The organism is Sorangium sp. So ce119 (genome assembly GCF_051524405.1).
In the GTDB taxonomy this organism is placed as follows: Bacteria; Myxococcota_A; Polyangia; order Polyangiales; family Polyangiaceae; genus Sorangium; species Sorangium cellulosum_G.
Genome location: NZ_CP150310.1, coordinates 8,540,348 through 8,563,713 on the forward strand (window position 1 = coordinate 8,540,348; position 23,366 = coordinate 8,563,713).

14 protein-coding genes are annotated in these 23,366 nt (G+C 74.2%); 6 read left to right on the forward strand and 8 right to left on the reverse strand.

What is annotated here, in order from left to right:
- Positions 1 to 148 precede the first annotated feature (148 nt).
- Positions 149 to 1,534, forward strand: a complete 1,386-nt coding sequence (locus tag WME76_RS32250) for a hypothetical protein (RefSeq protein ID WP_437956078.1) — start codon at positions 149 to 151, stop codon at positions 1,532 to 1,534.
- Between the two features lie 45 nt (positions 1,535 to 1,579).
- On the opposite strand, the gene WME76_RS32255 is transcribed toward WME76_RS32250, so the two are convergent.
- Together WME76_RS32255 and WME76_RS32260 are read right to left on the reverse strand one after the other, a co-directional pair.
- Positions 1,580 to 5,458, reverse strand: coding sequence for a protein kinase domain-containing protein (locus tag WME76_RS32255; protein WP_437956079.1), 3,879 nt, complete (start codon positions 5,456 to 5,458; stop codon positions 1,580 to 1,582).
- 327 nt (positions 5,459 to 5,785) lie between these two features.
- Positions 5,786 to 6,130 (reverse strand): DUF2934 domain-containing protein, encoded by a 345-nt coding sequence (locus WME76_RS32260; protein ID WP_433929098.1) that lies wholly within the window; start codon positions 6,128 to 6,130, stop codon positions 5,786 to 5,788.
- Between the two features lie 456 nt (positions 6,131 to 6,586).
- Between WME76_RS32260 and WME76_RS32265 the strand changes: the two genes are divergently transcribed.
- Complete coding sequence (locus WME76_RS32265) at positions 6,587 to 7,684, forward strand: sigma 54-interacting transcriptional regulator (RefSeq protein WP_437956080.1); 1,098 nt, start codon at positions 6,587 to 6,589, stop codon at positions 7,682 to 7,684.
- An 85-nt stretch (positions 7,685 to 7,769) separates the two neighbouring features.
- Here the strand turns inward: WME76_RS32265 and WME76_RS32270 are convergent, their stop codons facing one another.
- The gene (locus WME76_RS32270; RefSeq protein WP_437956081.1) at positions 7,770 to 8,573 is read right to left on the reverse strand and encodes an AraC family transcriptional regulator; all 804 of its coding nucleotides are present in this window, start codon (positions 8,571 to 8,573) and stop codon (positions 7,770 to 7,772) included.
- Positions 8,574 to 8,659: 86 nt separating this feature from the next.
- On the opposite strand from WME76_RS32270, the gene WME76_RS32275 reads away from it, so the two are divergent.
- Positions 8,660 to 9,706 carry a glycoside hydrolase family 16 protein gene (locus tag WME76_RS32275; RefSeq protein ID WP_437956082.1) on the forward strand — a complete coding sequence of 349 codons (1,047 nt, stop codon included), beginning with the start codon at positions 8,660 to 8,662 and terminating at the stop codon, positions 9,704 to 9,706.
- Positions 9,707 to 10,023: 317 nt separating this feature from the next.
- Positions 10,024 to 12,318 (forward strand): alpha-amylase family glycosyl hydrolase, encoded by a 2,295-nt coding sequence (locus WME76_RS32280; protein ID WP_437956083.1) that lies wholly within the window; start codon positions 10,024 to 10,026, stop codon positions 12,316 to 12,318.
- Positions 12,319 to 12,534: 216 nt separating this feature from the next.
- Here WME76_RS32280 and WME76_RS32285 read toward each other — a convergent pair whose 3' ends face one another.
- Entirely contained in the window at positions 12,535 to 13,557 is a 1,023-nt protein-coding gene (locus WME76_RS32285; protein ID WP_437956084.1) for an NADP-dependent oxidoreductase, read from the reverse strand.
- 174 nt (positions 13,558 to 13,731) lie between these two features.
- Between WME76_RS32285 and WME76_RS32290 the strand changes: the two genes are divergently transcribed.
- Positions 13,732 to 14,217: a hypothetical protein gene (locus WME76_RS32290; RefSeq protein WP_437286076.1), complete on the forward strand. Its 486-nt coding sequence runs from the start codon at positions 13,732 to 13,734 to the stop codon at positions 14,215 to 14,217.
- An 81-nt stretch (positions 14,218 to 14,298) separates the two neighbouring features.
- On the opposite strand, the gene WME76_RS32295 is transcribed toward WME76_RS32290, so the two are convergent.
- Positions 14,299 to 15,336, reverse strand: a complete 1,038-nt coding sequence (locus WME76_RS32295; RefSeq protein WP_437956085.1) for a D-alanine--D-alanine ligase — start codon at positions 15,334 to 15,336, stop codon at positions 14,299 to 14,301.
- Positions 15,337 to 16,336: 1,000 nt separating this feature from the next.
- Here WME76_RS32295 and WME76_RS32300 point away from each other — a divergent pair.
- Positions 16,337 to 17,938, forward strand: coding sequence for an ATP-dependent DNA ligase (locus WME76_RS32300; protein ID WP_437956086.1), 1,602 nt, complete (start codon positions 16,337 to 16,339; stop codon positions 17,936 to 17,938).
- Positions 17,939 to 17,958: 20 nt separating this feature from the next.
- Here WME76_RS32300 and WME76_RS32305 read toward each other — a convergent pair whose 3' ends face one another.
- The 3 genes from WME76_RS32305 to WME76_RS32315 form a co-directional block, all read right to left on the reverse strand.
- Positions 17,959 to 19,494, reverse strand: a complete 1,536-nt coding sequence (locus tag WME76_RS32305; protein ID WP_437956087.1) for a hypothetical protein — start codon at positions 19,492 to 19,494, stop codon at positions 17,959 to 17,961.
- 59 nt (positions 19,495 to 19,553) lie between these two features.
- Positions 19,554 to 22,319, reverse strand: coding sequence for an ATP-binding protein (locus tag WME76_RS32310; RefSeq protein WP_437956088.1), 2,766 nt, complete (start codon positions 22,317 to 22,319; stop codon positions 19,554 to 19,556).
- A 65-nt stretch (positions 22,320 to 22,384) separates the two neighbouring features.
- A complete protein-coding gene (locus WME76_RS32315) occupies positions 22,385 to 23,032 on the reverse strand; it encodes a hypothetical protein (RefSeq protein WP_437956089.1) in 648 nt (215 codons plus the stop codon).
- Positions 23,033 to 23,366: the final 334 nt, after the last annotated feature.

The window sequence follows — 23,366 nt, forward strand, 5'->3', positions numbered from 1 at the left end:
GCCGCGTGGCGTATGCTGATCTGCCGCGGAGGGGGGGCGGGCGCTCGCAAGGCCATCTCTTCCTCCCTGTCCCGCAGGCCGGGGGAGCGCCGCGAGGCGCGCCGGCCTGCGCCGCGCGCCGCCGCGCGCCTTGCCCAGCCGGCTGCCCATGGGAACGACCCTCGACATCGCGATCGGCCTCGTCAGCGTCTTCTTCCTGCTCAGCGTCCTCTGCTCGGCCATCCACGAGGCGCTCGCCGGCGTCTTCCGGCTGCGCGCGCTGAACCTGGCGCAGTGCATCGAGATCCTGCTGGCCGACCGCGCGCTCGACCCGCACGTCCTCCGGTCGCTCGCCTCGCGCGAGGCCGCCGCCCACGAGGCCGCCGCCCGCGGCGTCGCCCCGCGCGAGCCCTTGATCAAGCGCCTGATCCGCGGCGCCGCCGTTCTCGTGCGCACCCGGCTGATGCCGGGACCGCCCCCGAGCCCGCTCGCGGCGGCGTTCCGGCAACACCCGCTGATCAAGGATCTCAAGTACGGCTGGGTGGGGCCGTCCTACATCCCGTCGCACGCGTTCGTGGCCGCGCTCATGGACACGCTGCGCCACATCGACTGGTCCGGGAGCGGCGCCCCGTCGCTCCCGCAGGCCGGCGCCGCGACGGCGGCCATCCCCCCCACCGCCGCGGGCTCCGCGCCTCTCTCCGCGCTTTCCATCCCCTCGCCGGACAGCGCCTCGGATCCCTCGCCTCCGCCGGCCAGCGCCGCCCCCCCGCCGGCCGGCTCCGCCGCCCCCGCGCCGGCCGGCTCCGCCGCGCCCGCGCCGGCCGGGTCCGCCGCGCCGCCGAGCTGCGACGACGCGCCGCTCGGCGAGCTGCGGAGCATCATCGCGCGCATGCCCGGGGAGAGCGACCTCCGTCGCGCCCTCGCCACGATCGTCGACGGCACGGTCAGGGATGTGCGCGAGGCCAACATCCGGCTGGAGCGGTGGTTCAACGACGCCATGGACCGGGCGGCCGGGCGCTACAAGCGCCGCGCGCAGCTCATCATCAGCGCAACGGCGCTCGTCCTCTGCATCGGGTTCAACGCCGACAGCATCAAGCTCGCGGGCGCCCTCTCGCGCGACGCCGTGGTGCGCGCCGCCATGATCACCGCGGCGCAGGAGATGGCGAAGACGCCGCCCCGCGCCGCCCCGCTCGACGGCGGCACGGAGGAGGACGTCATGGCCGCGCTCGCCCAGGGCGGGGGCGCGCACAGGCAGCTCACCGGGCTCGACCTCAAGATCACCTGGGGCGTGCAGGCCCCCGAGCAGATGAGCTTCCCGACGCTCTGGAAGGGGCTCGCGGCGCTCCTCGGCCAGGGCATCGTCGGCTGGATCCGCGGGGTGCTCGACCGGCTCGTGAGCCCCGGCATCCTCATCACCGCCGCCGCCGCCTCCCTCGGCGCGCCCTTCTGGTTCGACCTGCTCAACAAGCTCGTGAACCTCAGGACCGCCGGCAAGAGCCCCGAGCCCTACGAGCCCCCGAAGGGCGCGGGCCCCGACGCCAGCGTGACCCGCTGACCGGCGCGGGCGCCGCGCCTCACCGCGCGACCCGGCCGCCGCGCCTCACCGCTCGGCGTGGTCGAGCCACGCGCGCGCGTCCTTCTCCAGCAGCGGATCCCCGAGCCGCACCGACAGCTCGAGCAGGTCCTCGAACTCGCGCCGCGCGAGCGCGTCGTTGCGCGCGTTCTTCAGCAGCATCGCCGCCGCCCAGCGGCCCTGCAGCACGTCGTGCCAGTAGCCCTGCTCCTCCGCCCGCGCGATGAGCTCCTTCAGCCGCTCGCGCGCGTCCCCCGCCCCCTGCACGCCGTCGAGGTACGCGATGTACATCCGGTTCGAGGCCGCCACCCGCTCGTACCCCGCCTCGTCCGCCCGCTCCAGCGACTCCGCGAACAGCGCCCGCGCCCGCTCGTGGTCGCCCAGCCGGACGCACGCGTACGCGAGGTTGTGCAGGTTCACCACCCCGTCGAAGCGCAGCCCGAGCGCCCGATCCAGCTCGAGCGCGCGCTCGCACGCCAGCACCGCGGCCCGGAAATCCCCGGTGTAGAGCTCGATCATCACGAGCAGCTTCGCCCGCACCGCCTCCGCGGCCCGGTCGCCCGGATCCGACATGAACTCCGAGCGCACCAGCGCCTCCATCGCGCCGCGTCGATCCCCCGAGGTCGCCCGCGCCAGGGCGACCGACAGCAGCGCCCGCGGGTCGTCGATCGGCCCGAGCGCGTCGAGGTCCAGCGCCGCGCGCCGCGCGCGCGCGAACTGCCCCTGCAGGCACGCGACCTCCAGGTCCACCATCAGCGCCTCGCGCAGGAGCTCGCGGTGCCCGAGCGCCATCTCGAAGACGCCGTCGAGCAGGTCGTGCGACAGCCGGAACAGGTTGGTCGCGCCGAGCGCGCGGGCGAGCTCGATGCGCGACTTCACCCGCAGCTCCAGCGGCGAGACCGCGTCGACGCGCGACAGGATCCGGTCCGAGGCCGCCGCCAGCGACGGCGCGCGCCGGGCGTGGCTCACCGCCTTCGAGAGGGTCTCCACCCACCGGCCGAGCTCCTCCGGATCGCGCCGCGACACGTCCGCGAGCTCGAACGCCCGCGTCATCGCGCCGATCGCCCCGTCGAACTGGCCGGCCCGCGCGCGGATCGCCGCCGCGCGCGCGAGGTGCCCCGCCGCGCCGTCGGTGTTCCCGAGCGCGATCGCCTCCTCCGCCGCGCGGCCGAGGTGCTGATCCACGAGCGCGAGCGCCGCCGGCTCGTCCCCGCCCACGCGCTCCAGCCAGTCGGCCGCGAGCCAGTGCCCGAGCGCGCGATCCGCGTCGGTCAGCATCTCGTAGGCCGCGTCGCGCACGAGCCCGTGGCGGAACGCGTACTCGGCCTCCCCGCGCAGCGTCGCCTCGGGCCGCGGCACGATGAGCTCGCGCTTCTCCAGCGTGAGCAGCCACGACTCGAGCTGCGGCACCTGCCCGCCCCCGCCGAGCAGCGCCTCCACCCCCCCTCGCCAGAACACCTCGCCGAGCACCGCGGCCGCGCGGAGCACCCGCCGCGCCTCGGGCTCGAGCGCCGCGAGCCGCGACTGCATCATCGCGAGCACCGTCTCCGGCACCCCCCGCGGCCGCCTCTCCACCGTCGCGCGCACGAGCTCCTCGAGGAAGAACGCGTTGCCCGCGGACCGGTCCACGATCGCCGCGAGCTCGGCCGCCGGCACCGCCTCGCCGAGCACCTCGCGCGCGATCCGCTCGCACGCCCGGCGCGACAGCTCGCCGAGCCGCATCTCCGTCGCCTCGCGCTCCTCCCAGAGATCCGGGAACGCCTCGCGCACCCCGGGGCGCGCCAGCGCCAGCACCAGCAGCGGCCTCTGGCGCAGCATCCGGAGCGCCGCGTCGATGTACTCCACCGTGCTCCGGTCGCCGAAGTGCAGGTCCTCCAGCACGATCAGCACCGGGTGCGCGTCGCACTCGGCCCGGACGAAGTCGAGCCACGCCCGCCGCGTCTGCTCGTCCATCGTCGCGCGGTCCTGCCGGGCCGCGCGCAGGGCCGGGCTCTCCGGGAACGGCGCCCCGACCACCTCGCCGAGGAGCTCCGCGACCCGCTCCCGCGCGGCCTCGCCGACGTGACGCGCGACCCGCGCCGCGAGCTTCTCCTGCCGCGCCTCGAGCGGCTCGCCGTCCGCGATCCCCGCCGCGCGCCGCACGATCTGCGCGAGCAGCCCGAGCGGCGCCCCGGCGCGCATCGGATCGCCGTGCGCGCGCCACACCTCGACCGGCTCGCTCCGCGCCTCGACCCGCCGGACGAGCTCGTAGCCGAGGCGCGACTTGCCGACGCCGGCCCCCGCCGTGACCAGCACCACGCGCGCGACCCCCTCGGAGGCGCACTCGTCGAGCAGGTCCTCGAGCGCCCGGAGCTCGCGCTCGCGGCCCACGAAGGTCGTCGGCTTGCCGAGCACCTTGCGCCCGCCCTCCTGCGGCTCGCGCGCGCCGAGCAGCGTGGGCCCCTGGCTGCCCGCGGCGGTCTCGAACCGATCGCCGAGGAGCGCGGCGGTCATCTGGTCGATGAGCACCGGCCGGCCCGAGGACGGGTCCTCCGAGGCGTGGCGGACGCGCGCGTCGAGCAGCGCCCCGGCGCGGTCGATGACCTGCCCGACCGCCTGCGTCCCGGCGATGACGTCCCAGCCCGTGGCCAGCGCCACCCACGCGCCCGGCAGGAGCGCGTGGATCGAGAGCGCGCAGCGCGCGGCGTTCCCGGCGAGGTCGGTCGGCGAGCCCGCGCCGGCGACGACCGCGGCGACCGAGCCGTCGGCGAGCACCTCGAGCACGGCGCCGTGCGACTGCGCGGCCTGCCGGACCTCGTGGAACGGCGTGGTCGGCGGCGGGGCGGGCCGCGCCCGCACCGACGGCGCGGGCGCGAGGAGGCCTTCGGGCAGCGCGTCCTTGCTGCCGGACACCACGGTGGGGTCGTGGCCGGACAGCATCGTGTCGTTCGCCCGCGCCGGGGTCGCCATCGCCTGCGGCCGGGCCGACGGCGGGCCGCGCTTGCCCGCGCTCATCTCGGCCGCGAGCACGACGCTGACGAGCCGCCGCTCGCTCTTCGTCAGCGCGGGCGTCGGCAGGCCGTTGCCGCTCGACATGTTGCCCTCGACGACGCTCAGCATCCGGAGCTCGGCGGCGATCTCGCCCGCGTCCGCCGGGCGCTCCGCGGGGTTCTTCGCGAGCAGCCGGGTCACGAGCAGATCGAGCGACGGCGGGATGTTCGGGCAGAAGGTGCTCGGGCGCGGCGCGGCCTCGAAGAGCACCTTGGCGAGCACGGACAGCGGGTGCTGGGCGACGAACGGCGAGCGCCCGGTGATGCACTCGAACAGGAGGCACCCGATCGAGTAGAGGTCGGCGCGCGCGTCGACGTCGAGGTCGCCGCGGACGCGCTCCGGCGCCATGTAGGCGGGCGTGCCGATGGCCGAGCCCGTCAGGGTGAGCTCGTACGTCGCGTCGGCCTGGCGCGCGATGCCGAAATCGATGAGCTTGGCGCTGCCGATGTCGCCGCCCGGCAGGAACACGTTGGTCGGCTTGAGGTCGCGGTGGACGATGCCGCGCGCGTGCACGGCGGCGAGCGCCTCGGCGACGCGGCCGACGAGCATCAGGCTGTGCTCGATCCCGAGCGGCCCCCGCGACAGCCTGGCGCCGAGGTCCTCGCCCTCGAGCCACTCCATGGCGAGGTAGTAGAGCCCATCGGCGGTGACGCCGTGGTCGATGTAGCGGGCGACCACGGGGTGCTCGAGCTCCGCGAGCAGGCGCGCCTCCCGCTGGAAGCGCACGACGTGCTCCCGGCCCTGGTTGAAGATCACCTTGAGCGCGACCGCCTGGCCGCTCTGCCGGTCGACCGCCCGCCACACCGCGCCCATCCCGCCGGAGCCCGCGAGGCGCTCCAGCAGGAAGCGGTTGGCGATGACGTGGCCTGAATGCATGGAGAGCTTCCGGGTACGGACCTTCGCGGGCCAGGCGCGCGCGCGGCGGCTACGACGACGACGAGCCGTGGGCTCATCGCCCACGTCCCACCGCGAGGATACCCATCCCGCGGCGCGGCTACGAGCCTCGAAGACGCCCGGCGGCGCGCTCGGGCCGCGGGGCGAGGCGGCCGGGCGTCTTCGGGGCTCGCCGCGCGGGAGCGGCTCGTCGTGTGGGAGTCGTGGGCAGATGCAGGGGCTGGGCGGCGTCGCGCGGCCCTCCCCTTCCTTCCGCGGACACCTTTGACACCTTCGCTGGATCTCGCGCCAGCGCCGCCGCGGCAGGCCTCAGCTCGCGAGGCGCTCGAGCCGCGCGTCGACCTCGCGCTCGGCGTTCAGCCAGTCGTCAACGGGGTTGTTCCGGAAGCCGGCCCTCTCGGCATATCCATAGGCCACCTTGGCGATGAGGCGGTGCCGCTCCTCGCGCGAGGGCCGCGGGGGCGGCGGCGCGGCCTTCGGCGCCTCGACGCGCGCGCGCTCGGCCGCGCGCTCCGCGGACGCAGACGGCATCTCGACAGCGGCGGGGGCAGAGGACGCGCCCTTCGGCTGCACGGCGCTCGGCTTCTCCGAGGCGACCGGGGTCGGGACCTTGGTGGTCTTCGTGCGGGCCGGGGTCTTGCGCTTCGAGCTCATCTCGTCGTGTCTCCTTTCGGGTGCACGGGTCGACTAACCCAGGTCCGCGCTCACGCACAAATTTTGAGCACGTAGTTCCTCGCCGCCACGGCCCCGTCCCGTGGGGATCTCCCTTCCACGAGAGCGCCGTTCGCGGTAGAGTGGATGTGGCTGGCCGGAGGACAACTTCCGGCATCTGTCCACCGTCATCGTCGTTGGTCATTCTGCCGGTCGCGGGCCGTCCGCCGCCGTCGTTCGTCGGGGTCCATCCCTGGTGACGGCCTGCGCCGGGTACAGCACGGGTTGTAGAAAATGGCAGACACGGCGCTCGCCGTCTGCCCACGAATGAAATTGGCAGACGCGGCGCTCGCCTTCTGCCCACGAGTAAAATTGGCAGACGCGGCGCTCGCCTTCTGCCCACGAGTGAAATTGGCAGACGCGGCGCTCGCCGTCTGCCCACGAATCAGGAGATGCGATGTGGAAGACAGCGCAGCCCCTTCCTGGCGCACGGAACACCTCCGCTCCCCTGGCGGCGGGATGATGACGCGCGTCCTCTGGGTCGAGGATGACAGCCATGTGCGCCTCGTCGGCGCCTCCGAGCGATGGATGCGCGCGATGGACGAGCTGCGGCGGCTCGCCGCGCACGAGCGCGCGCCCCTGCTCATCACGGGCGAGCCTGGCACGGGCAAGGAGCTCTGCGCGCGGTACCTGCACGCATTCAACCCGCGCAGCCCGCGCGCGGGCGGCCCGTTCGTGGCCGTGAGCGCGGCGCGCCTCCCGGCCGAGCGCCTCGAGGACGAGCTGTTCGGCGTGGAGACGCGGGCAGACGGCCGCCCCGCGGCGCGCCCCGGGCTCATCGAGCTCGCCGAGGGCGGCACGCTGTTCCTCGACGAGATCGGCGCGCTCCCGCTCGATCTCCAGCAGCGGCTCGTGGGCGTGCTCGACGGCGAGCCGCTCTGCCGGATCGGCGGCGAGGGCTCGCAGGTCCCGGACGTGCGCGTCATCGCCGCGACGAGCCGCGACCTCCGCGCGCCGGCCATCGAGCGGTCGTTCCACCCCGATCTTCACCAGCGCGTCGGCGCGCTCGGGCTCGCGCTCCCGCCGCTGCGCGAGCGCGACGGCGACGTCCGCCGGCTGGTCGAGCACTTCCTTGAGCGCCAGCGCGTCGCGACGGGGCTCGCGGGCGGCGGCGTCTCGCCGAGCGCGCTCGCGCAGCTCGAGGCGTATCCCTGGCCGGGGAACGTGCGCGAGCTCCGGAGCGTCGTCGAGCGCGCGTTCTTCCTCGCGCATGGCGCGCCGCTCGACCTGGAGCACCTGCCGCCCGAGATCGGCGCGCTCTCGCAGGCGAGCGCGCCGCCGCGGCCGGGCTCGGTGCGGCCGTCCCCTCCGGCGCGCGGCAGCGCCTCTCTCGGGGAGGCCGTGCGCCGCCACATCCTCGCGGTCTACGCCGCCCAGGGCGGCAACGTGACCCGCACCGCGAGCGCGCTCGGGATCACGCGCGTCTCGCTCCGCCGTCACCTGCGCCAGTACCTCGCCGCCGACGCGCGCGGCAAGGAGCCGCTCAGCAGCGGTTAGAAGAGCAGATTGCAGGAGCTGACCTGTCGGCTCGGGCTGCCCTGACCCGCCGTATCCGACGCCGGAGCTCCCAGCCTGAGACGCCTCATCCGAGCATCGGCAGGGTCATCTCGGTCAGCGCCGCGCGCTGACCGCCGAAATAGGCCTGGGGCGCGCAGCCGAGGGCGCGCGTGAAGACGCGGTGGCATTGCGCATAACTCCCGAACCCGACGGCGTACGCCGCGCGCGCGAAGCTCGCGCCGCGATCCACCTCGGCGACGAACTGCATCAGCTTGAGCCGCGCGCGGTACTCGACGACGTTCACGCCCACGTCCTTGCGAAAACGCCGGCTGATCCCGCTCTCGCCGGTGTGCAGGCGCGCCGCGAGGGCCGCCCCGGGGAGACTCGGATCGCGCCGCAAGAGCTCGAAGATACGGCGGCTTACCACGTGGGGGAGCGGCACGTTCGACAGCGACCGCTCGAAGAGCTCCGCGAGGCGGTGCTCCACCACCGAGGTGTCGCGCGCTCGATCGAGCGCGCCGAGGAGCGCGAGCTCCTCGGCGCGCACGGCCGGCGTGAGCTGCACGGCGTCGAGCGCGACCTTCGACGCGGCCCCCCCGATGCGAGCCGCCAGCTCGGGGCGGAGCGCCGCGACGTACAGGACGAAATCCATGCTCTCCTCGAGGAGCGCGTGGTCTTGCCCCGGCGCGAAGTAGAGAAGCGTGCCCGCCACGACCGGCACCACGCGCTCCCCCACGGCCATGATGCCCGCGCCGCGAGCGACGAGGTTGATCTCCGGCTCCTCGTGGAAGTGCCGGGGCCGACGGTACTGCGGCTGGTGACGGAAGACCTGGGCGCGCCGGCCGGCGAGCATCGGAAAGGGCTGGAACAGCGCGGGCCGAGCGCTCAAGGCCAGGTCAGTGTGCGGCAGCGGGGACGCGGACCGAAAGCAAAAAATGCGAAGCGCTCTCGCCCCCGGTGCGCCAGGTGGGGCCCATGATGTCTTCGACGCGCTACACGCTCGCTTCGTTTCTGTTCTCCGCTCTCACCGCGCTGGCCTGTGACGACACCCGCCTGCCCCCGGGCTCGGCGCCGGGCGCTGGCGGGGACGGCATCGGCGCGGGGGCTGGTGGCAGTTCCAGCGCCGGAACGGACGGCTCCGAGGCGGGGGCTGGGGCTGCGGCTGGCGCCTCCAGCGCCGGAGCCGGCGCGGGCGGCGCGGGCGGCGGCGCGGGCGGCCCGAGCGGCGCCGGCGGAACGGCGGGTGGCACAACAGCGGCGAGCACGGGGAACGGCGGCTCGGCGGGCGGCCCTCCCGCGCCCGAAGAGGCCTTCACCCTGCTCTTCCGCGACGATTTCGATCGACTGGATGCAGCTCGCTGGCAGCTGATGACACATTCCTGGACCGAGAATCTGGCGCTGTTCTCGCAATCCGCCGCCACCATCGAACGTGGCCAGCTGGTGATTCGGCTCACGCCGGCCCCGGCGGGCACCGTCGACAGCTCCGGAGCGGCCAAGTCCTTCCTGGGTGCCGAGGTTCGCTCCGTCGACACACTCACGTACGGGCGCGTGCGCGCTCGCGTCAAGCTGGCCCGAGGTTCGGCGGTCATCTCGTCCCTGGTCACGATCTACACCCCCTGGCCAGCGGACAACTGGAACGAGCTCGACATCGAGTGCCTCGGAGCCAAGCCGAACGACGTGCAGTTCAACGCCATGGTGTACACCGGCGCTCCGGTACGGCCCCCGGTGACGCAATCCGTCACCCCGACGCAGCATCCGCAGAAGGTGGACCTCGGCTTCGACCCGAGCGAGGACTTCCACACGTACGAGATCGAATGGACGCCGTCCGGCGCCCGCTTTTCCGTCGACGACGCGCTCCGACACGAGTGGACGGAGCGCATCGACCTCATGGTGCTGCCGCAGAACGTGCTCATGACGATCTGGGCGTCGTCGAGCGCGGCGTGGGCCGGGGCCGTGACGGCCGAGACGGGCACTGCGAGCGCGACCTACGATTGGATCGAGCTCTATCGTTACAGGCCTTGATGTCGAGCTTGCCGAGGCGCGCGGGCAGCGGGCCCCGCTCGTCCATGGCCACGCCGACGAGCTTCCGCGGTGTCCGTCCTTGCCGGCGTCGCACGATCCGTCACTGCGTTCAGCGTTATCGCGTGGGCTTGGCAGAGGCGGAGCGCGGCGGAGCCCCGACGGGGCCACGGCCGCCCTTGTTGGCGACGCAACAGCGTGGGCGGAGCATCGCCTTTCTCCGCGCTGCATGAGCCGATTCTCCGCGACGCCTGCGCTGACATGTCCCTCGCGATCGGATACTCATCGAGGCCATGTCGCGCCGCCGATCTGCATTCCTGATGACATTCGTCTCCACCGCCGTGCTCCTCGCGGTGCCGCTCGCGTGTGGAAACGATCACGAGCTCGACGGGGGTCACGGAAAGGGCACCGGCGGCGCCGGTGCGGCCGGCGGCGGTGGCGGCGGACAGGCCGCCGTGCTTTGCCCGGCGTCGATCACGTTCGTCCCGCCCCCCGGGGCGACGGATGTCCGTGTCCCTGGCGAGTGGAACGGCTTCGATCTCGACTCTGCCCCTTCGATGATCGAGGGCGACGCTCCGGGCGAGCTCGTGGCCACCGTCGAGCTGCCGCCGGGCCTCCACGGCTACAAGATCGCGTATCGGTCGGGCAGCGAGGTCTCGTGGGTGTTCGACCCCGCGGAGGGTCGCCGCAAGTATGTCGGCGGCGTCGAGAACTCGGCGATCAGGGTCCCCGACTGCCGCCTTCCGTCGTTCTCGATCGCCTCGAGCCAGGTGACCCGGGCCGCGGACGGCGAGGGCGCCTACGAGGCGCGGCTCGTCTACCAAGACGGCATCGAGGGCGCGGGGCCCGAGGCGTCCGCGTTCGAGGCGGTGCTGCTGGACCAGGAGGGCGAGGCGCGCCCGCTCACGGAGCGGGAGATCTCGGTCGACGCGCGCGGCGACGTGCGGATCGACCTGGGGGGCCTCGCGGACGGCAAGTACCGGGTGACCCTGCGCGGCGCGACCCGGAGCGGCCGCGTCGGCGAGCCGCTCCGGCTCGTCTTCTGGGTCGAGGAGGAGCCGTTTTCCTGGGAGGATGCGCTCATTTACATGGTCGTCACCGACCGTTACCGGGACGGGGATCCCGACCTGAACGCGCCGCCCACGCCGGGCGCCGATCCGCGGGGCGACTGGCTCGGCGGCGATCTCGAGGGGCTGAGGCAGTCGATCGAGGACGGCACGCTCGACGCGCTGGGCGTGCGGGCCATCTGGCTCACGCCGTTCCAGGAGAACCCTGCCGGCGCGTACCTCGCGAGCGATGGAGTCCACCAGGTGACCGGCTATCACGGTTACTGGCCGATCAAGGCGCGCGAGGTGGATCCGCGGCTCGGCGGTGCCGACGCGCTCCGCGCGGTGGTGGCCGAGGCGCACCGCCACGGGATCCGCGTGCTCCAGGACTTCGTGGTGAACCACGTCCACGAAGATCACGAGTACGTCGCGTCGCACCCGGACTGGTTCAGGACGGGGTGTGTCTGCGGCACGGACGGGTGCGACTGGACGTCGCACGCGCTCGACTGCATGTTTGCCGGGTATCTCCCCGACGTGGACCACACGGTGCCCGAGGCCAACGCTGCGTTCGTGGACGACGCGATCTACTGGCTCGACGAGTTCGATCTCGACGGGCTCCGTGTGGACGCCGTGAAGCACGTCGAGGAGATCGCGACGCGCAACCTCGCCGCGGAGGTCCGGGCGGCGTTCGAGCCGGCGGGCACCCGTTACTTCCTGATGGGCGAGACGGCGATGGGCTGGAGCGACTGCGGGCAGGGCGCGTCGTGCAACGACGAGAACTACGGGACGATCGCGAAGTACATCGGCCCGCACGGGCTGGACGGCCAGTTCGATTTCGTCCTTTATCATGGCGTCTCGTACCGCACGTTCGCCTGGGGCGAGGAGAGCAGGGGCATGCTGCACGCCGCGACCTGGGTCGAGGACGGGCAGCGGCGGTGGCCCGAGGGCGCGATCATGACGCCGTACCTCGGCAGCCACGACACGGCCCGGTTCGCGACGCTCGCGGACTACCGTGACGCGGAGGGGCCCCGCAACCGCGATGTCCCGAACCACCAGTGGACGGACACCGCGTCGGAGCCGGCGTCTGCCGACGTCTATGCGCGGGTGCGCCTCGGGATGGCGTGGTTGCTCGGGCTGCCCGGGGCGCCGTTGCTCTATTACGGGGACGAGTACGGCGAGTGGGGCGGCGTCGACCCGAACAACCGCAGCCTGTGGCGGCCGGAGGCGGAGCTCACGCCGCCCGAGCGCGAGACCCTCGATTTCGTGCGCGCGCTGGGCGCCGCGCGCCGTGACGTCCCTGCGCTCCGCCGCGGCGCCTACGTGAACCTGACGGCCACGGAGGACACGCTGGTCTTCGGCCGCCGCCTCGCCGGCGGGAGATCGGCCGTCGTCGCGCTGACGCGCGCGGGCGCGGCGCAGCGCATCTCCGTCGAGGTCGCGCAGGCGCTCGGCCTGCCGGCCGGCGCGGAGCTCACCGACGCGCTCAGCGGCGAGGCTGCGACGGTCTCCGCGGCCGGCCTGCTCTCGATGACGATCCCGCCGGGCGGCGCGGTGATCCTCGCGCCGTGATGCCCCGAGGTGGCGCCTCGTCGTTCGAGCCACCCTGGTTCCCTGAGGATGGAGAGATTGAACCACAGAGGCACAGAGGGCACAGAGGGAGAGACAAAGAACAGAGAATAGAATGCAGAACGCACAATCACTCTCTTCTTCTCTCTTTTTCTCTCCTCTGTGCCCTCTGTGCCTCTGTGGTTCAATCTCTTCTCATGAAACCTCCTGGAATGACGCTCAGGACGCGACGCGCACCACCAGCTTGCCGAAGTTCTCGCCCTTGAGCAGCCCGATGAACGCCTCGGGCGCGTTCTCCAGCCCCTCGACGACGTCCTCGCGGTACTTGACGCGCCCCTCGCGGATCCAGCGGCTCGTCTCCTCCAGGAACTCGCCGCGTTGCTCGGCGAAATCGCCGACGATGAAGCCGCGCAGCATCAGCCGCTTCGAGAGCACCTGCCTCATCAGATCCGGCAGCCGATCCGGCCCGGGGGGCGGCGCGACGTCGTTGTAGTGGGCGATCAGGCCGCAGACAGGCACGCGGGCAAAGGGGTTCAGCAGCGGCAGCACCGCCTCGAACACGGCGCCGCCGACGTTCTCGAAATACACGTCGATCCCGTCCGGGCAGGCCGCCTTCAGGCGGTCGGCCAGGTCGGGGCCGCGGTGGTCGACGCAGGCGTCGAAGCCGAGCTCGTTCACCACGTGGTCGCACTTGCGCGGCCCGCCCGCGACGCCGACCGCCCGGCAGCCCTTGATCCTGGCGATCTGCCCCACGAGCGAGCCCACCGCCCCGGAGGCCGCCGCGACAACCACGGTCTCGCCCGGCTTCGGCTGGCCCAGGTTGAGCAGCCCCGTGTAGGCCGTCATCCCCGGCATCCCCAGCACGCCGAGCGCCGTCGAGACCGGGCCGAGCGCGGGATCCACCTTGCGCAGGCCGCTCCCGTCGGTGATCGCGTACGCCTGCCAGCCCGTCCGCCCCTCGACGATGTCGCCCGGCGACAGGCCGGCGACGCCCGACCGGACCACCTCGCTCACCGCGCCGCCGACCATCACGTCGCCGATCTCGACCGGCGGCGCGTACGACTTGCCGGCGTTCATGCGCCCTCGCATGTAGGGGTCGAGCGACAGGTACAGCGTGCGCAGCAGCGCGCGCCCCTCGCCGGGCTCGGGCATCTCCTCCTCGATCAGCTTGAAATCGGACGCCTTGGGCTCGCCGGCCGGCCGCGCGGCGAGGACGAATTTGCGGTTGCGCAGGGGGGTCATGGTCCGGCGATCCTGCTCGACCCGCGCCAGATTTCCAGCGGATAAGACCCGCGCGCCGCGGCCCAGGCGGACGGAGCGAGCGCGCGCGTCCACGGGGCCGGGCCGCGAAAGGCGGTTGAGCCCGCGCTGCGCGATTGAGCTCCGCGGCCGTCGAGGTTATGCCGGGACGGCACGATGGCGTCCCACAGCGCGATCCAGTTGCCCGAAGAGCTCCGCGAGCCGCCCCCGCGCCCCTGGGCGGCCCTGCGGCACGCCCGGCACCAGCTCGCGGGCGTGGGCTACGCGCTGCTCGTCTGGGCGGGGATCCTTGCCGTCGGCTGGTATTACCGGGACAGCGATGTCGCGTCGATGGTGGTCGGCTTCTCGTATGTCGTCATGCCGATCGTGCTCCTGTATCAGGCGCTGGGCAGCTACACGGCCTGTCGCCTGGCGCTGCGCGGCGCGCCGTCGCCCGCGCAGATCTACGAGGGTGTCGTCGTGACCCGGTTCGGGACGGTCAACATCTGGCACGTCGTCGTCGCGGGCGAGCACGTGCGGATTCGCGCGGATGCGCCGCTCGTGAAGAGCATGGTGGTGCTCGTGACGCCCGAGACCCGGAGTGGGAAGCGCCGGGTCGGCGTCTACCATCCCCGCGTCGGTATCTGCACGTCGCTCGTCTGAGCCTGTGTCGATGTCCGAGCCGCCCTGCGGCGCGGCCCCCGCCACGCCGCGAGGGCGCCTGATTGTCGAGGAGTCGCCGGCTCAGATCGCCGACTTGACGAGCCGCAGCCGCTTCTCGGCCTGTCCCCGCTCGTTGAGGCGGAGCTCCGAGGCGGCGGGCGCGCGGCGCCGCACCGGCTGGTGCAGCCGGGCGCTCGCCAGGATGGCCTCGCAGAGGTCGCCGAACTCGTAGCCTGCCGCCGCCGCGATCTTCGGCAGGAGGCTCGTCTGGGTCATGCCCGGCAGGGTGTTCACCTCGAGCACGTACTCGTTCTCTCCGCCGGTCACGAGCAGGTCCACGCGCACGGCGCCCGTGCACCCGAGCGCCTGGGCCGCCCGCTCCGCCAGGTTGAGGACCCCGCGGTAGCGGGTCGGCGGGAGGCGCGCCGGCATGTGGTACTCGGTCATGCCCGGCGTGTACTTGGCCTCGTAGTCATAAAGCCCCTTCTTCGGGACGATCTCGATCGCGCCAAGGACCTTCCCGTCCAGGATCCCCACGTTGACCTCGGTCCCGGACACGAACCGCTCCACGATGGCCGCGTCGTCGAACTCGAACGCCAGCGCGAGCGCCGCCTGGAGCTCCTCGAGCGACCCGGCCTTGGCCACGCCGAGGCTCGACCCCTCGCCGCGCGGCTTCACGATGACCGGGAACCCGAACGAGCCGTGAATCGCGTCGAGCTCGTCGAGGTCCTGGTGAGCACCCACAGTGTAGTACGGAGGCGTCGGCACGTTGTGCAGCCGGAACATCTCCTTGGCCTTCAGCTTGTCCATCGCGAGGGCGCTCGCGAGCACGCTCGACCCCGTATACGGGACCTGGGCGAGCTCCAGGACGCCTTGCACGCACCCGTCCTCACCGAGCCGTCCGTGCAGCGCCAGGAACGCCGCGTCGAGCTGCGCGCGCTGCAGCGTGGCGCAGAGCTCCGCGCCGAACCGGTCACCGAGCGTGATCCGGACGACATCGTACCCGCGCGCCTCGAGCGCCTCGGCGACGGCCGCGCCCGAGCGAAGGGACACCTCGCGCTCACCCGACGAGCCGCCCATCACGACGCCGACCCGCCTCCGGACTTGCCGCTCCACCATCGAAGAACCTCCGTCGCCTTCCCGTGCGGACACCAACACCAGGCCAGCATCTTCCGGTACAGTCAGACTGCCGGAGAGACACTGCGCAAAAACCAAGCCAGCGGCTCCGAAGGCCCGATCATGGCGGCCTTGCAGCGAAAGGGCGGTATTCCTGACCTGTGGTTGAGGAAAACTGCGCCCGCCCGCCGTGTTCACCTGCCCACGGCGCGCTGACCGCCAACCCGGTATCAAGGCCAGCGGCGGAGGTCAACTAAACGGAGCGATCGCGCCGTCGGGGGAAGCGAGCGCGGCGGAGGGCCTCTCGCGGGGTGTTCGGCAGCACAGGGGCGAGAAGATCGGCTCCGCGCGCTGCTCGTGCGGTCCCGGGGTGCACCGCAGGCGCGTCATGCCGTTCGCGCCCCTGAATCGCAGGGCCCGCGCGCGCGCGCGTCGAGGTGTGTGCGAGGCGCTCTTTCGCCATCTCGTCGCCCCCGCGCCGACCGGCCGGCCGGAGGGGCAGATCGGCGCCGGAGCGCTCGATTCCGAAACAGGTGAACGACGTAAGACGTAAGACGTAAGACGCAAGAGGAGACGCCGGACTCCCCTCCTCGACGAGGCGCCGGAGGGCGCCCGATCGCCCCTGCGCTGCGAGCGCGACGCCGTCGAGGCGGCGAAACAGGCTCGATTCGTCGGCCAGGACGGCCGGGAGCCAGGTTATCTGCTGCTGTGTTGCCCGCGATGAAGGGCAGTCGCGAGAGATGACCTGATAATTCTTCTGCGCTCTCCGTAAGTGGTCGCAACTGGACGTGTCGACAATCCGGCCCGAAAGCGCTCTTTTCTGCTCCGCATTCTTACACCCTTTGGTAGTCTCTCGCTCAGCCCATGCGGAGAACACTTGGCGCCTGTGGGTCAGGTCCGATCCTGCGGAGTTCCTCGGCTCGGTTGTAGAGGACACCCTGCGGCGGCCTCATCACTGACCCGTCGAGCGTGCGCTCGAGAGGTGCCAGGGTAGGATACCTGCGTGCTCGTCTCCGACCTCGTCGCCACCTCCGAGCGTGTCGCCACCACGTCCAGCCGTCTCGAGAAGATCGCCGCCCTCGCCGACCTCCTGCGCCGCCTCTCGCCCGAGGAGGTGGAGATCGGCGTGGACTGGCTCGCCGGCCGGCTGCGCCAGGGCCGCATCGGCCTCGGGCCGTCGATGGTCACCGAGGCGCGCCGCGCGGGCCCAGCCGCGGCCGAGCCCGCGCTCACGCTCGGGGAGACCGACGCGGTGTTCACGGAGATCGCGCGCACCACGGGCGCTGGCTCTGCGGGGCAGCGCCGCGCGGCGCTCGGCCGGCTCTTCGCCCGGGCGACCGAGGCCGAGCGCGACTTCTTCGCGCGGCTCCTCGTCGGCGAGCTCCGCCAGGGCGCGCTCGAGGCGGTGATGATCGAGGCGGTCGCGCGCGCCGCGGGGCTGCCGCCGGCCTCGCTGCGGCGGGCGGTCATGCTGGCCGGCGACGCGGCCGCGGTCGCCAAGACGGCGCTCCTCGAGGGGGCGTTCGGCCTCCAGCGCTTCTCGCTGCAGCTCCTCCGCCCGGTGCAGCCGATGCTGGCGCAGGCCGCCGACGACGTCACGGCCGCGCTCGGCGAGCTCCGCGCGATGGCGCTGGAGTGGAAGCTCGACGGCGCGCGCGTGCAGGTGCACAAGGCCGGCGACGAGGTGCGCGTCTTCAGCCGCAGCCTCAACCCCGTCACGAAGGCGGTCCCGGAGATCGTCGAGGCGGTGCGGGCGCTCCCGGCCCGCTCGCTCGTCCTGGACGGCGAGGCGATCGCGCTGCGGCCGGACGGCGCGCCGCACCCGTTCCAGGTCACGATGCGCCGCTTCGGCCGCACGCTCGACGTGGCCGCGCTGCGGGCCGAGCTGCCGCTGCGCGCCCTCTTCTTCGACGTGCTGCACCTCGACGGCGAGGATCTGCTCGACCGGTCTGGCAGCGAGCGCGCCGCCGCGCTCCGGCAGGTGCTCGACCGGTCGCTGCGGGTCCCGCGCATCGAGCTCCCGACGGCGGCCGAGGCCGAGGCGTTCTTCGCGGACGCGCTCGGCCGGGGCCACGAGGGGGTGATGGCCAAGTCGCTCGCCGCGCCGTACGAGGCCGGGCGGCGCGGCAGCTCGTGGCTCAAGGTGAAGCGCACGCACACGCTCGACCTCGTCGTGCTGGCGGTCGAGTGGGGGAGCGGCAGGCGCCGCGGGCTGCTCAGCAACCTGCACCTCGGCGCGCGCGACCCTGCCGCCGGCGCGTTCGTGATGCTCGGCAAGACGTTCAAGGGCATGACGGACGAGATGCTCGCCTGGCAGACGCAGCGGCTGCTCGAGCTCGAGATCACGCGCGACGCGTACACCGTCCACGTGCGGCCGGAGCTCGTCGTCGAGATCGCCTTCGACGGCGTGCAGGCGAGCCCGCAGTACCCTGGCGGCCTCGCGCTCCGCTTCGCCCGCGTGAAGCGCTACCGCCCCGACAAGGCCGCCGCCGACGCCAGCACGATCGACGAGGTGCGCGCCATCCACGCCGGCGCGCTCGCGCGCGAGGCGGCCGAGGGCGGCGCGCCGCCGCGCGAGGCGGGCGGCGACGAGGCGGAGGGCTAGAGCGCCGATCAGCCTGAGCCTCAGAGCGGCACGTGCGCGACCAGCACGTCGCCCCAGCCCTCGCTCCGCAGCGTCCCGTAGCCGCTCTGCGCCTCGCCGTGGAAGCTCGTCACCAGCGAGAGCCTCCCCTCTGCGTCGAGCGCCGCGGCGCCCAGGCCGAAGAGCCCGTTCTGCGTGTCGATGATCATCGCGCCGACCTCGGCGATGTGCCGCTGCGACCCGAACGCGCCCGTCGCGGGCTCGTAGACGGCGACGTAGCTCCCCCGCTCGTCGATCGCGCCGCCGCCCAGGTCGAAGGGCGCGCCGAGCGAGGCGATGAGCGCGACGCGACCGTCGGGCGTGAACGACAGGCTCGCCCCGCCGACGCGGGCCGCCGGGAGCACGTTCGCCCACTGGACCTCGCCGTCCGCTCCGGCGAGCTTCGCGAGGAACGCGCCGCCCGCGCCGTCGATCGGCGCCTTGCCGAGCTCGGCGCCCGCCGCGAGCTGGCCGGCGACCAGCACGTCGCCGCGCGCGTCCACGAGCAGCGCCTGCGCCTCGTCGCCGAGGCCCAGGCCGTGGTCCTCGGGCGCGCCGAAATGCCTCGACCAGAGGTGGGCGCCCGTCCGGCCCGAGTACTTCGCCACCCAGGCCTGGTCGCCGCGCAGCCCGGTGATGGGGCCGCCGCCGAGATCGGCGCCGCCGGAGAAGCTGCCAGCCACGACGATGTCGCCGCTCGGGTCCACCGCCACCCCGCCGATCGGCGCGAACAGGGACACGCTGCCGGAGAGGCTCCCGAGCCGCCGCTCGAAGACAGGCGTCCCGTCGATCGCGAACCTGACGAGCAGGAGCCTGCCCCCGGACTGTCCGGCGACGGTCACGCTGTCGCCGGGGCCGGCGGCCACGCGGCCGGCGAGATCGTCGCCGGGGCCGCCAACGCGGCGCGCCCAGCGCAGGTTGCCCCGCCCGTCGAGCGCGACGGCGAAGAGGTCGTGGTCCTCCGGCGCCTCGAGCGACAGGGCGCCCACCTCGAGCGGCCCGCTCGCGTAATGACCGACGACGACGACACCGTCGTTGCCGAAGATCGCGGCGCCGGTGCTCGTCACCAGGCCTCCGCCGAAGCGCTGCGCCCAGCGCAGGGCGCCCTCGTCGGTGTACTTCGCCACGAAGAGATCCTCGAAGCCGGCGAGCGCCGTCCGGCCCGCGCCGAAATCGGCAGGCCCGCGCGAGCTGCCGGCGACGAGGACGTTCGCGCCCGGGTCGATCGCCAGGGCCATGGCCTGCTCGATGTCGGGGCCGGCGATCTGCCGGTGCCAGGCGTCCGCCGGCGGAAGCGGCGCGTCGCCCCCCGCGCCAGCGCCTCCCGTCTCCGGCGCGCCGCCGCCCCCGTCTCCCGCGCCGCCCTCGCCGCCTCCGCCGCCCCCGCCGGGCGCGCCGCCCCCCGCGCCCCCGCCCCCGGGCGCGTCGCCGCCCCCGCCGACCGAGCCCGCGGCGGGATCGGGGGCCTGGGGCTGGAGTTCGCCGCAGCCGGCGAGCGCGATCGAGGACACGAAGAGAACCGAGGAGAAGATGCGCATCGAAGGACCTCCACCGGCGAGGCTAGGTCTCCCGGCGCGGACCGATCCTTAAGCCGCCCTTAAACGCGGCCGTCGCCCCCCGCCGCCGGCTCGATCGCGACGTGGTGGACCGGCAGCGCGGGATCCAGCGAGTACCCCTCCCCGTCCCTCCGGAGCCACGGCTTGAGGCCGAGCTTCCGCAGCTGGTTCATCGCGACGTAGATCCGGTTCGCCGCCGCGCCCGGGAGGATGCGCTCCCCCGGCCACCCCGCCTCCTGCAGCGCCGCCAGGGAGAGCCCGCGCCCCGGCGCCCGCCGCTGCTGCTCGGCCAGCGCCAGGAGCAGGCGCCTCGCCGCGTGCCGCTCGCGCAGATCGTGCCACCCCCCGCCCGGCGGCCGGCAGAACCGCGCCCCCTCGGTCAGCAGGAGCTCGCGCCCCCCGCCGCCCTCGCCGCCCTCGCCGCGCCCCTCCGGCAGCCCCAGCGCGTCCAGGCTGCGCTCCAGGATCCTGAGCAGCAGCCGCACGTCGTCGGACCGGCTCGCGCTCGACGGCGCCCCCTCCGCGCCCTCCCGCGCCCGCGCGATCCGCCGCCGCGCCGCCCCCGCGTGCGCCGCGGCCTCCTCCCCCCGCGCCGCGCGCCGCGCCGCCTGCGCGAGCGCGAGCTCCACGAAGCCCGACGCGACCCGCGCGAGCTCCACGTCGGGCTCGTCGCCGAGCTGCGCGAGCAGCCGCTCCGCCGGCTCGAGCGCCCGCCGCGCCTCGTCGACCTCGCCCCGCGACGCCAGCGCCGCGCCCAGGCGGCAGAGCGCGATCGCCTCGGAGCGGCGGTCGCCCACCTCGCGGAGCAGCGCCACGGCGCGGCCGTGGCAGGCGCGCGCGTCGTCGAGGCGGCCCTCCTCGTGGTGGAGCGCCCCGAGGTTGCCGAGGGTGATCGCGAGCAGCCGGAGGTCACCCACCTCGCCGAGGATCGCGGCCGCGCGCTCGTAGCGCCGCCGCGCCTGCGCCGGCGCGCCGCGCTCCTGCTCGAGCAGCCCGGCGTTGGTCGAGAAGATGCCCTCGAGCCTGCCGTCGCCGATCTCCGCCGCGATCGCGATCGCCCGCTCGTAGTGGCCGGCCGCCTCGTCCTCGCGGCGCTCGTCGTGGTGGAGCGCCCCGAGGTTGCCGAGCGCGCGCCCCTCGGCCCGGCGGTCGCCGAGGGCCCGGTGGAGCGCGAGCGCCTGCTCGTAGTGCTCGCGCGCGCGCTCCATCTCGCGCCGGCCGTGGTGGAGCACGCCGAGGTCCGCGACGATCCCCGAGACCAGCGCCGCCGCGCCGAGCGCCGCCGCCTGCGCGCGGGCGCGCTCGAGGTCCGCGCGCGCCGCCTCCGCCTGCCCGCGGAGCCGCCGCGCGCGCCCCCGCGCCGCGAGCGCGCGGGCCACGACGAGCGGGTCCGCCGCGAGCGCCTCGGCGGCCGCGAGCGCCCGGTCGAGCGGCTCGAGCTGGGCGCCGAACGGCCCGCGGGTGCTGAGGACGGGCTCGACCGCGCACAGCGCCCGCAGCGCGCGCTCGGCCGCGGCGCGCGCGCCGGCGCGGGCGTCATCGTCGGGCGCGCGGCCGCCCTCCGCGCCGGCGGCCGCGCTCGCGAGCGCGCCCTCGGCGACGGCGAGCAGCTCCTCCAGGTCGTCGGCGACGCGGTTCAGCGCGTCGAGCGCGCCGCGCCGCTCGAAGTCCGCGGCGGCGGCCTCGCCGTCGGCCAGGTAGAAGGCGGCGTGCCGCTCGGCCGCGCCCTCGCGCCCCCCGCGCTCGGCGAGCTTCTCTGCGGCGAGCTCTCGCACCCCCTCGTAGAGCGCGAACCGCGGCGCCCCGTCGCTCCCCGGGGGCGCCGCGCGGAGCAGCGATTTGTCGCGCAGCGCCTCGACGCGGTCGATCGCGGCCGCGTCCGGCTCCGCGAGCACGGCCGCCGCCGCCGCGAGCGTGAACGGCCCGCGGAACACCGAGCAGCAGGCGAGCGCGCGTCGCTCGCGGTCGTCGAGCAGGTCCCACGACCACGCGATCGCGCCGCGCAGCGTCGCCTGCCGCGCCTCCCTGCCGCGCGCCGCGCCCGCGAGCAGGTCGAGCCGGCTCCCGAGGCGCGCGAGCAGGCCGCGCACGCCGAGGACCTCCTCGCGCGCCGCCGCGAGCTCGATCGCGAGCGGGATGCCCTCGAGCCGCCGCACCAGGGCGGCGACGTCGGCGAGGCGCTCGTCACCGGACAGCGGCGGCGGCGGCGGCGGCGCGGAAGCGCGGTGGGCGGCCGCGCGGTCGAGGAAGAGCGCCACGGCCGCGCTGCGCTCGGCCGAGCCCTCGGCGGGGAGGCCGAGCGGGCCGAGCTCGTAGCTCACCTCGCCGGGCAGGCGGGCGCGCTCGCGCGACGTCGCGAGGAAGCGGAGCTCGGGCGCGGCGCGCACCCACGCGTCGAGGGCGGGCGCCGCCGGCTCGAGCACGTGCTCGAGGTTGTCGAGCACGAGCAGCGCCGGCCCCACCGCGGCCAGGGCGCGGCCGATCCGCTCGACGAGCGCCGATTCCCGGCGCGCCGACGCGACCTGCGCGCCGATCGCGCGCGCGACCGCGCCGCAGACGCCGCGCAGGTCCCGGCAGGCGGTGAGCTCGCAGATCCACGCGGCCTCCCCCGGCCGCGCCTCGGCCCAGCGGCTCGCGAGCTCCAGGGCGAGCCGCGTCTTGCCCATGCCGCCCGGGCCCCAGACGGTCACGAGCCGCTCGCCGCGCCCGAGGATCTCGGTGAGCGCGGCGAGCTCGCCTTCCCGGCCGATGAAGCGCGACGCGGGCAGGGCGAGGTGCCGCCTCCGCGGCTGGGCTACGTCCGCCATCCGCCGAGCTTCGTTCGGGGCGGGGCGGAGTTCAACGGCCGAGCTGGAACGCCGAGACGGCGCGATCAGGGCTGCTCGAGCGGGGTCACGAGCAGGTTTTTCCGCGCGCCCTCGAGCTCGACGCGCACCTCGATCCCGCGCCGATCGGGCTCGGACAGCCAGCGGATCGGCGTCACCTGCGCGAAGCGGTCGCCGTCGCCGCACCAGGTGCCCTGGAGCGCGGGCGCCTCGGCGCCTTCCGGCGTGTGGACGACGACCCCGGTGCGGCAGCCGCTGTCGACGGCCGCGTAGAGGCCCTCGGCGCGGTCCAGCGCCGCGGGTCGCACGCGGAAGGCGAGCTCCGCGCCGTCGGGCGAGCGCAGCGCGCCGGCGTCGCCGCCGGGCTCGGCGCGCGCGGTCCAGCCGCCGTTCGAGAGGGAGAACGCGCCGTTCGCCTCCGCGGGGCCCTCGAACCAGCGGGTCATTGTCGCGTAGCTGCTCGCGCCCCCGCAGACGTAGAGCGTGACCTCGCCCTCGCCCCGCACGACGGCGACCACGGCGTCCGAGCCGTCGACCGCGCCGACCGAGGTCTCCGCGGCCGGAGCCTCGTGGTCCGCGGGGTCCGCCGCGCACCCCGCGCAGAGCGCGGCGCAGAGCACCCCGGCGGCGCGCGCGAGCGCGCGGGAGCGCGCCGTGTCGAGATGGATGACCCCGTAAAGATGAAAGGATCCCATGGGATCGTAGTTTAACCGAGAGTCCGGGCGCCGGAGGCGCCGATGATCGCCGGCAGATGGATCCGGGCTCCGCGCGCCCTGCGCCGGAGGCAACCTGAAGCGCCGTCGGCGGCAGTGGCTTGCTGGTCACGCGAGGTCCCAGTCACGGCCTCGGTCGATGTCGCCAGGAACCAGGCTTTCGACGCGTGTGGCCGGACGCCAGCACGAAAGAACGACGGCAGCGAGCGCTGCATCCGCTTCGCTGACGACAACGAGTTTCATTCACGATCTGTGCAGCCGTGTGGCGTTCCGATTTCGAATAACGTCCAGGGCGTGAATTCTTGCAGGCCTTGCT

Coding starts and splice junctions, on each gene's coding strand:
- WME76_RS32290 (WP_437286076.1), top strand. CDS start 13,732: ATGGCGTCCCACAGCGCGATCCAGTTGCCCGAAGAGCTCCGCGAGCCG.
- WME76_RS32250 (WP_437956078.1), top strand. CDS start 149: ATGGGAACGACCCTCGACATCGCGATCGGCCTCGTCAGCGTCTTCTTC.
- WME76_RS32285 (WP_437956084.1), bottom strand. CDS start 13,557: ATGACCCCCCTGCGCAACCGCAAATTCGTCCTCGCCGCGCGGCCGGCC.
- WME76_RS32260 (WP_433929098.1), bottom strand. CDS start 6,130: ATGAGCTCGAAGCGCAAGACCCCGGCCCGCACGAAGACCACCAAGGTC.
- WME76_RS32275 (WP_437956082.1), top strand. CDS start 8,660: ATGATGTCTTCGACGCGCTACACGCTCGCTTCGTTTCTGTTCTCCGCT.
- WME76_RS32280 (WP_437956083.1), top strand. CDS start 10,024: ATGACATTCGTCTCCACCGCCGTGCTCCTCGCGGTGCCGCTCGCGTGT.
- WME76_RS32305 (WP_437956087.1), bottom strand. CDS start 19,494: ATGCGCATCTTCTCCTCGGTTCTCTTCGTGTCCTCGATCGCGCTCGCC.
- WME76_RS32310 (WP_437956088.1), bottom strand. CDS start 22,319: ATGGCGGACGTAGCCCAGCCGCGGAGGCGGCACCTCGCCCTGCCCGCG.
- WME76_RS32255 (WP_437956079.1), bottom strand. CDS start 5,458: ATGCATTCAGGCCACGTCATCGCCAACCGCTTCCTGCTGGAGCGCCTC.
- WME76_RS32295 (WP_437956085.1), bottom strand. CDS start 15,336: ATGGTGGAGCGGCAAGTCCGGAGGCGGGTCGGCGTCGTGATGGGCGGC.
- WME76_RS32315 (WP_437956089.1), bottom strand. CDS start 23,032: ATGGGATCCTTTCATCTTTACGGGGTCATCCATCTCGACACGGCGCGC.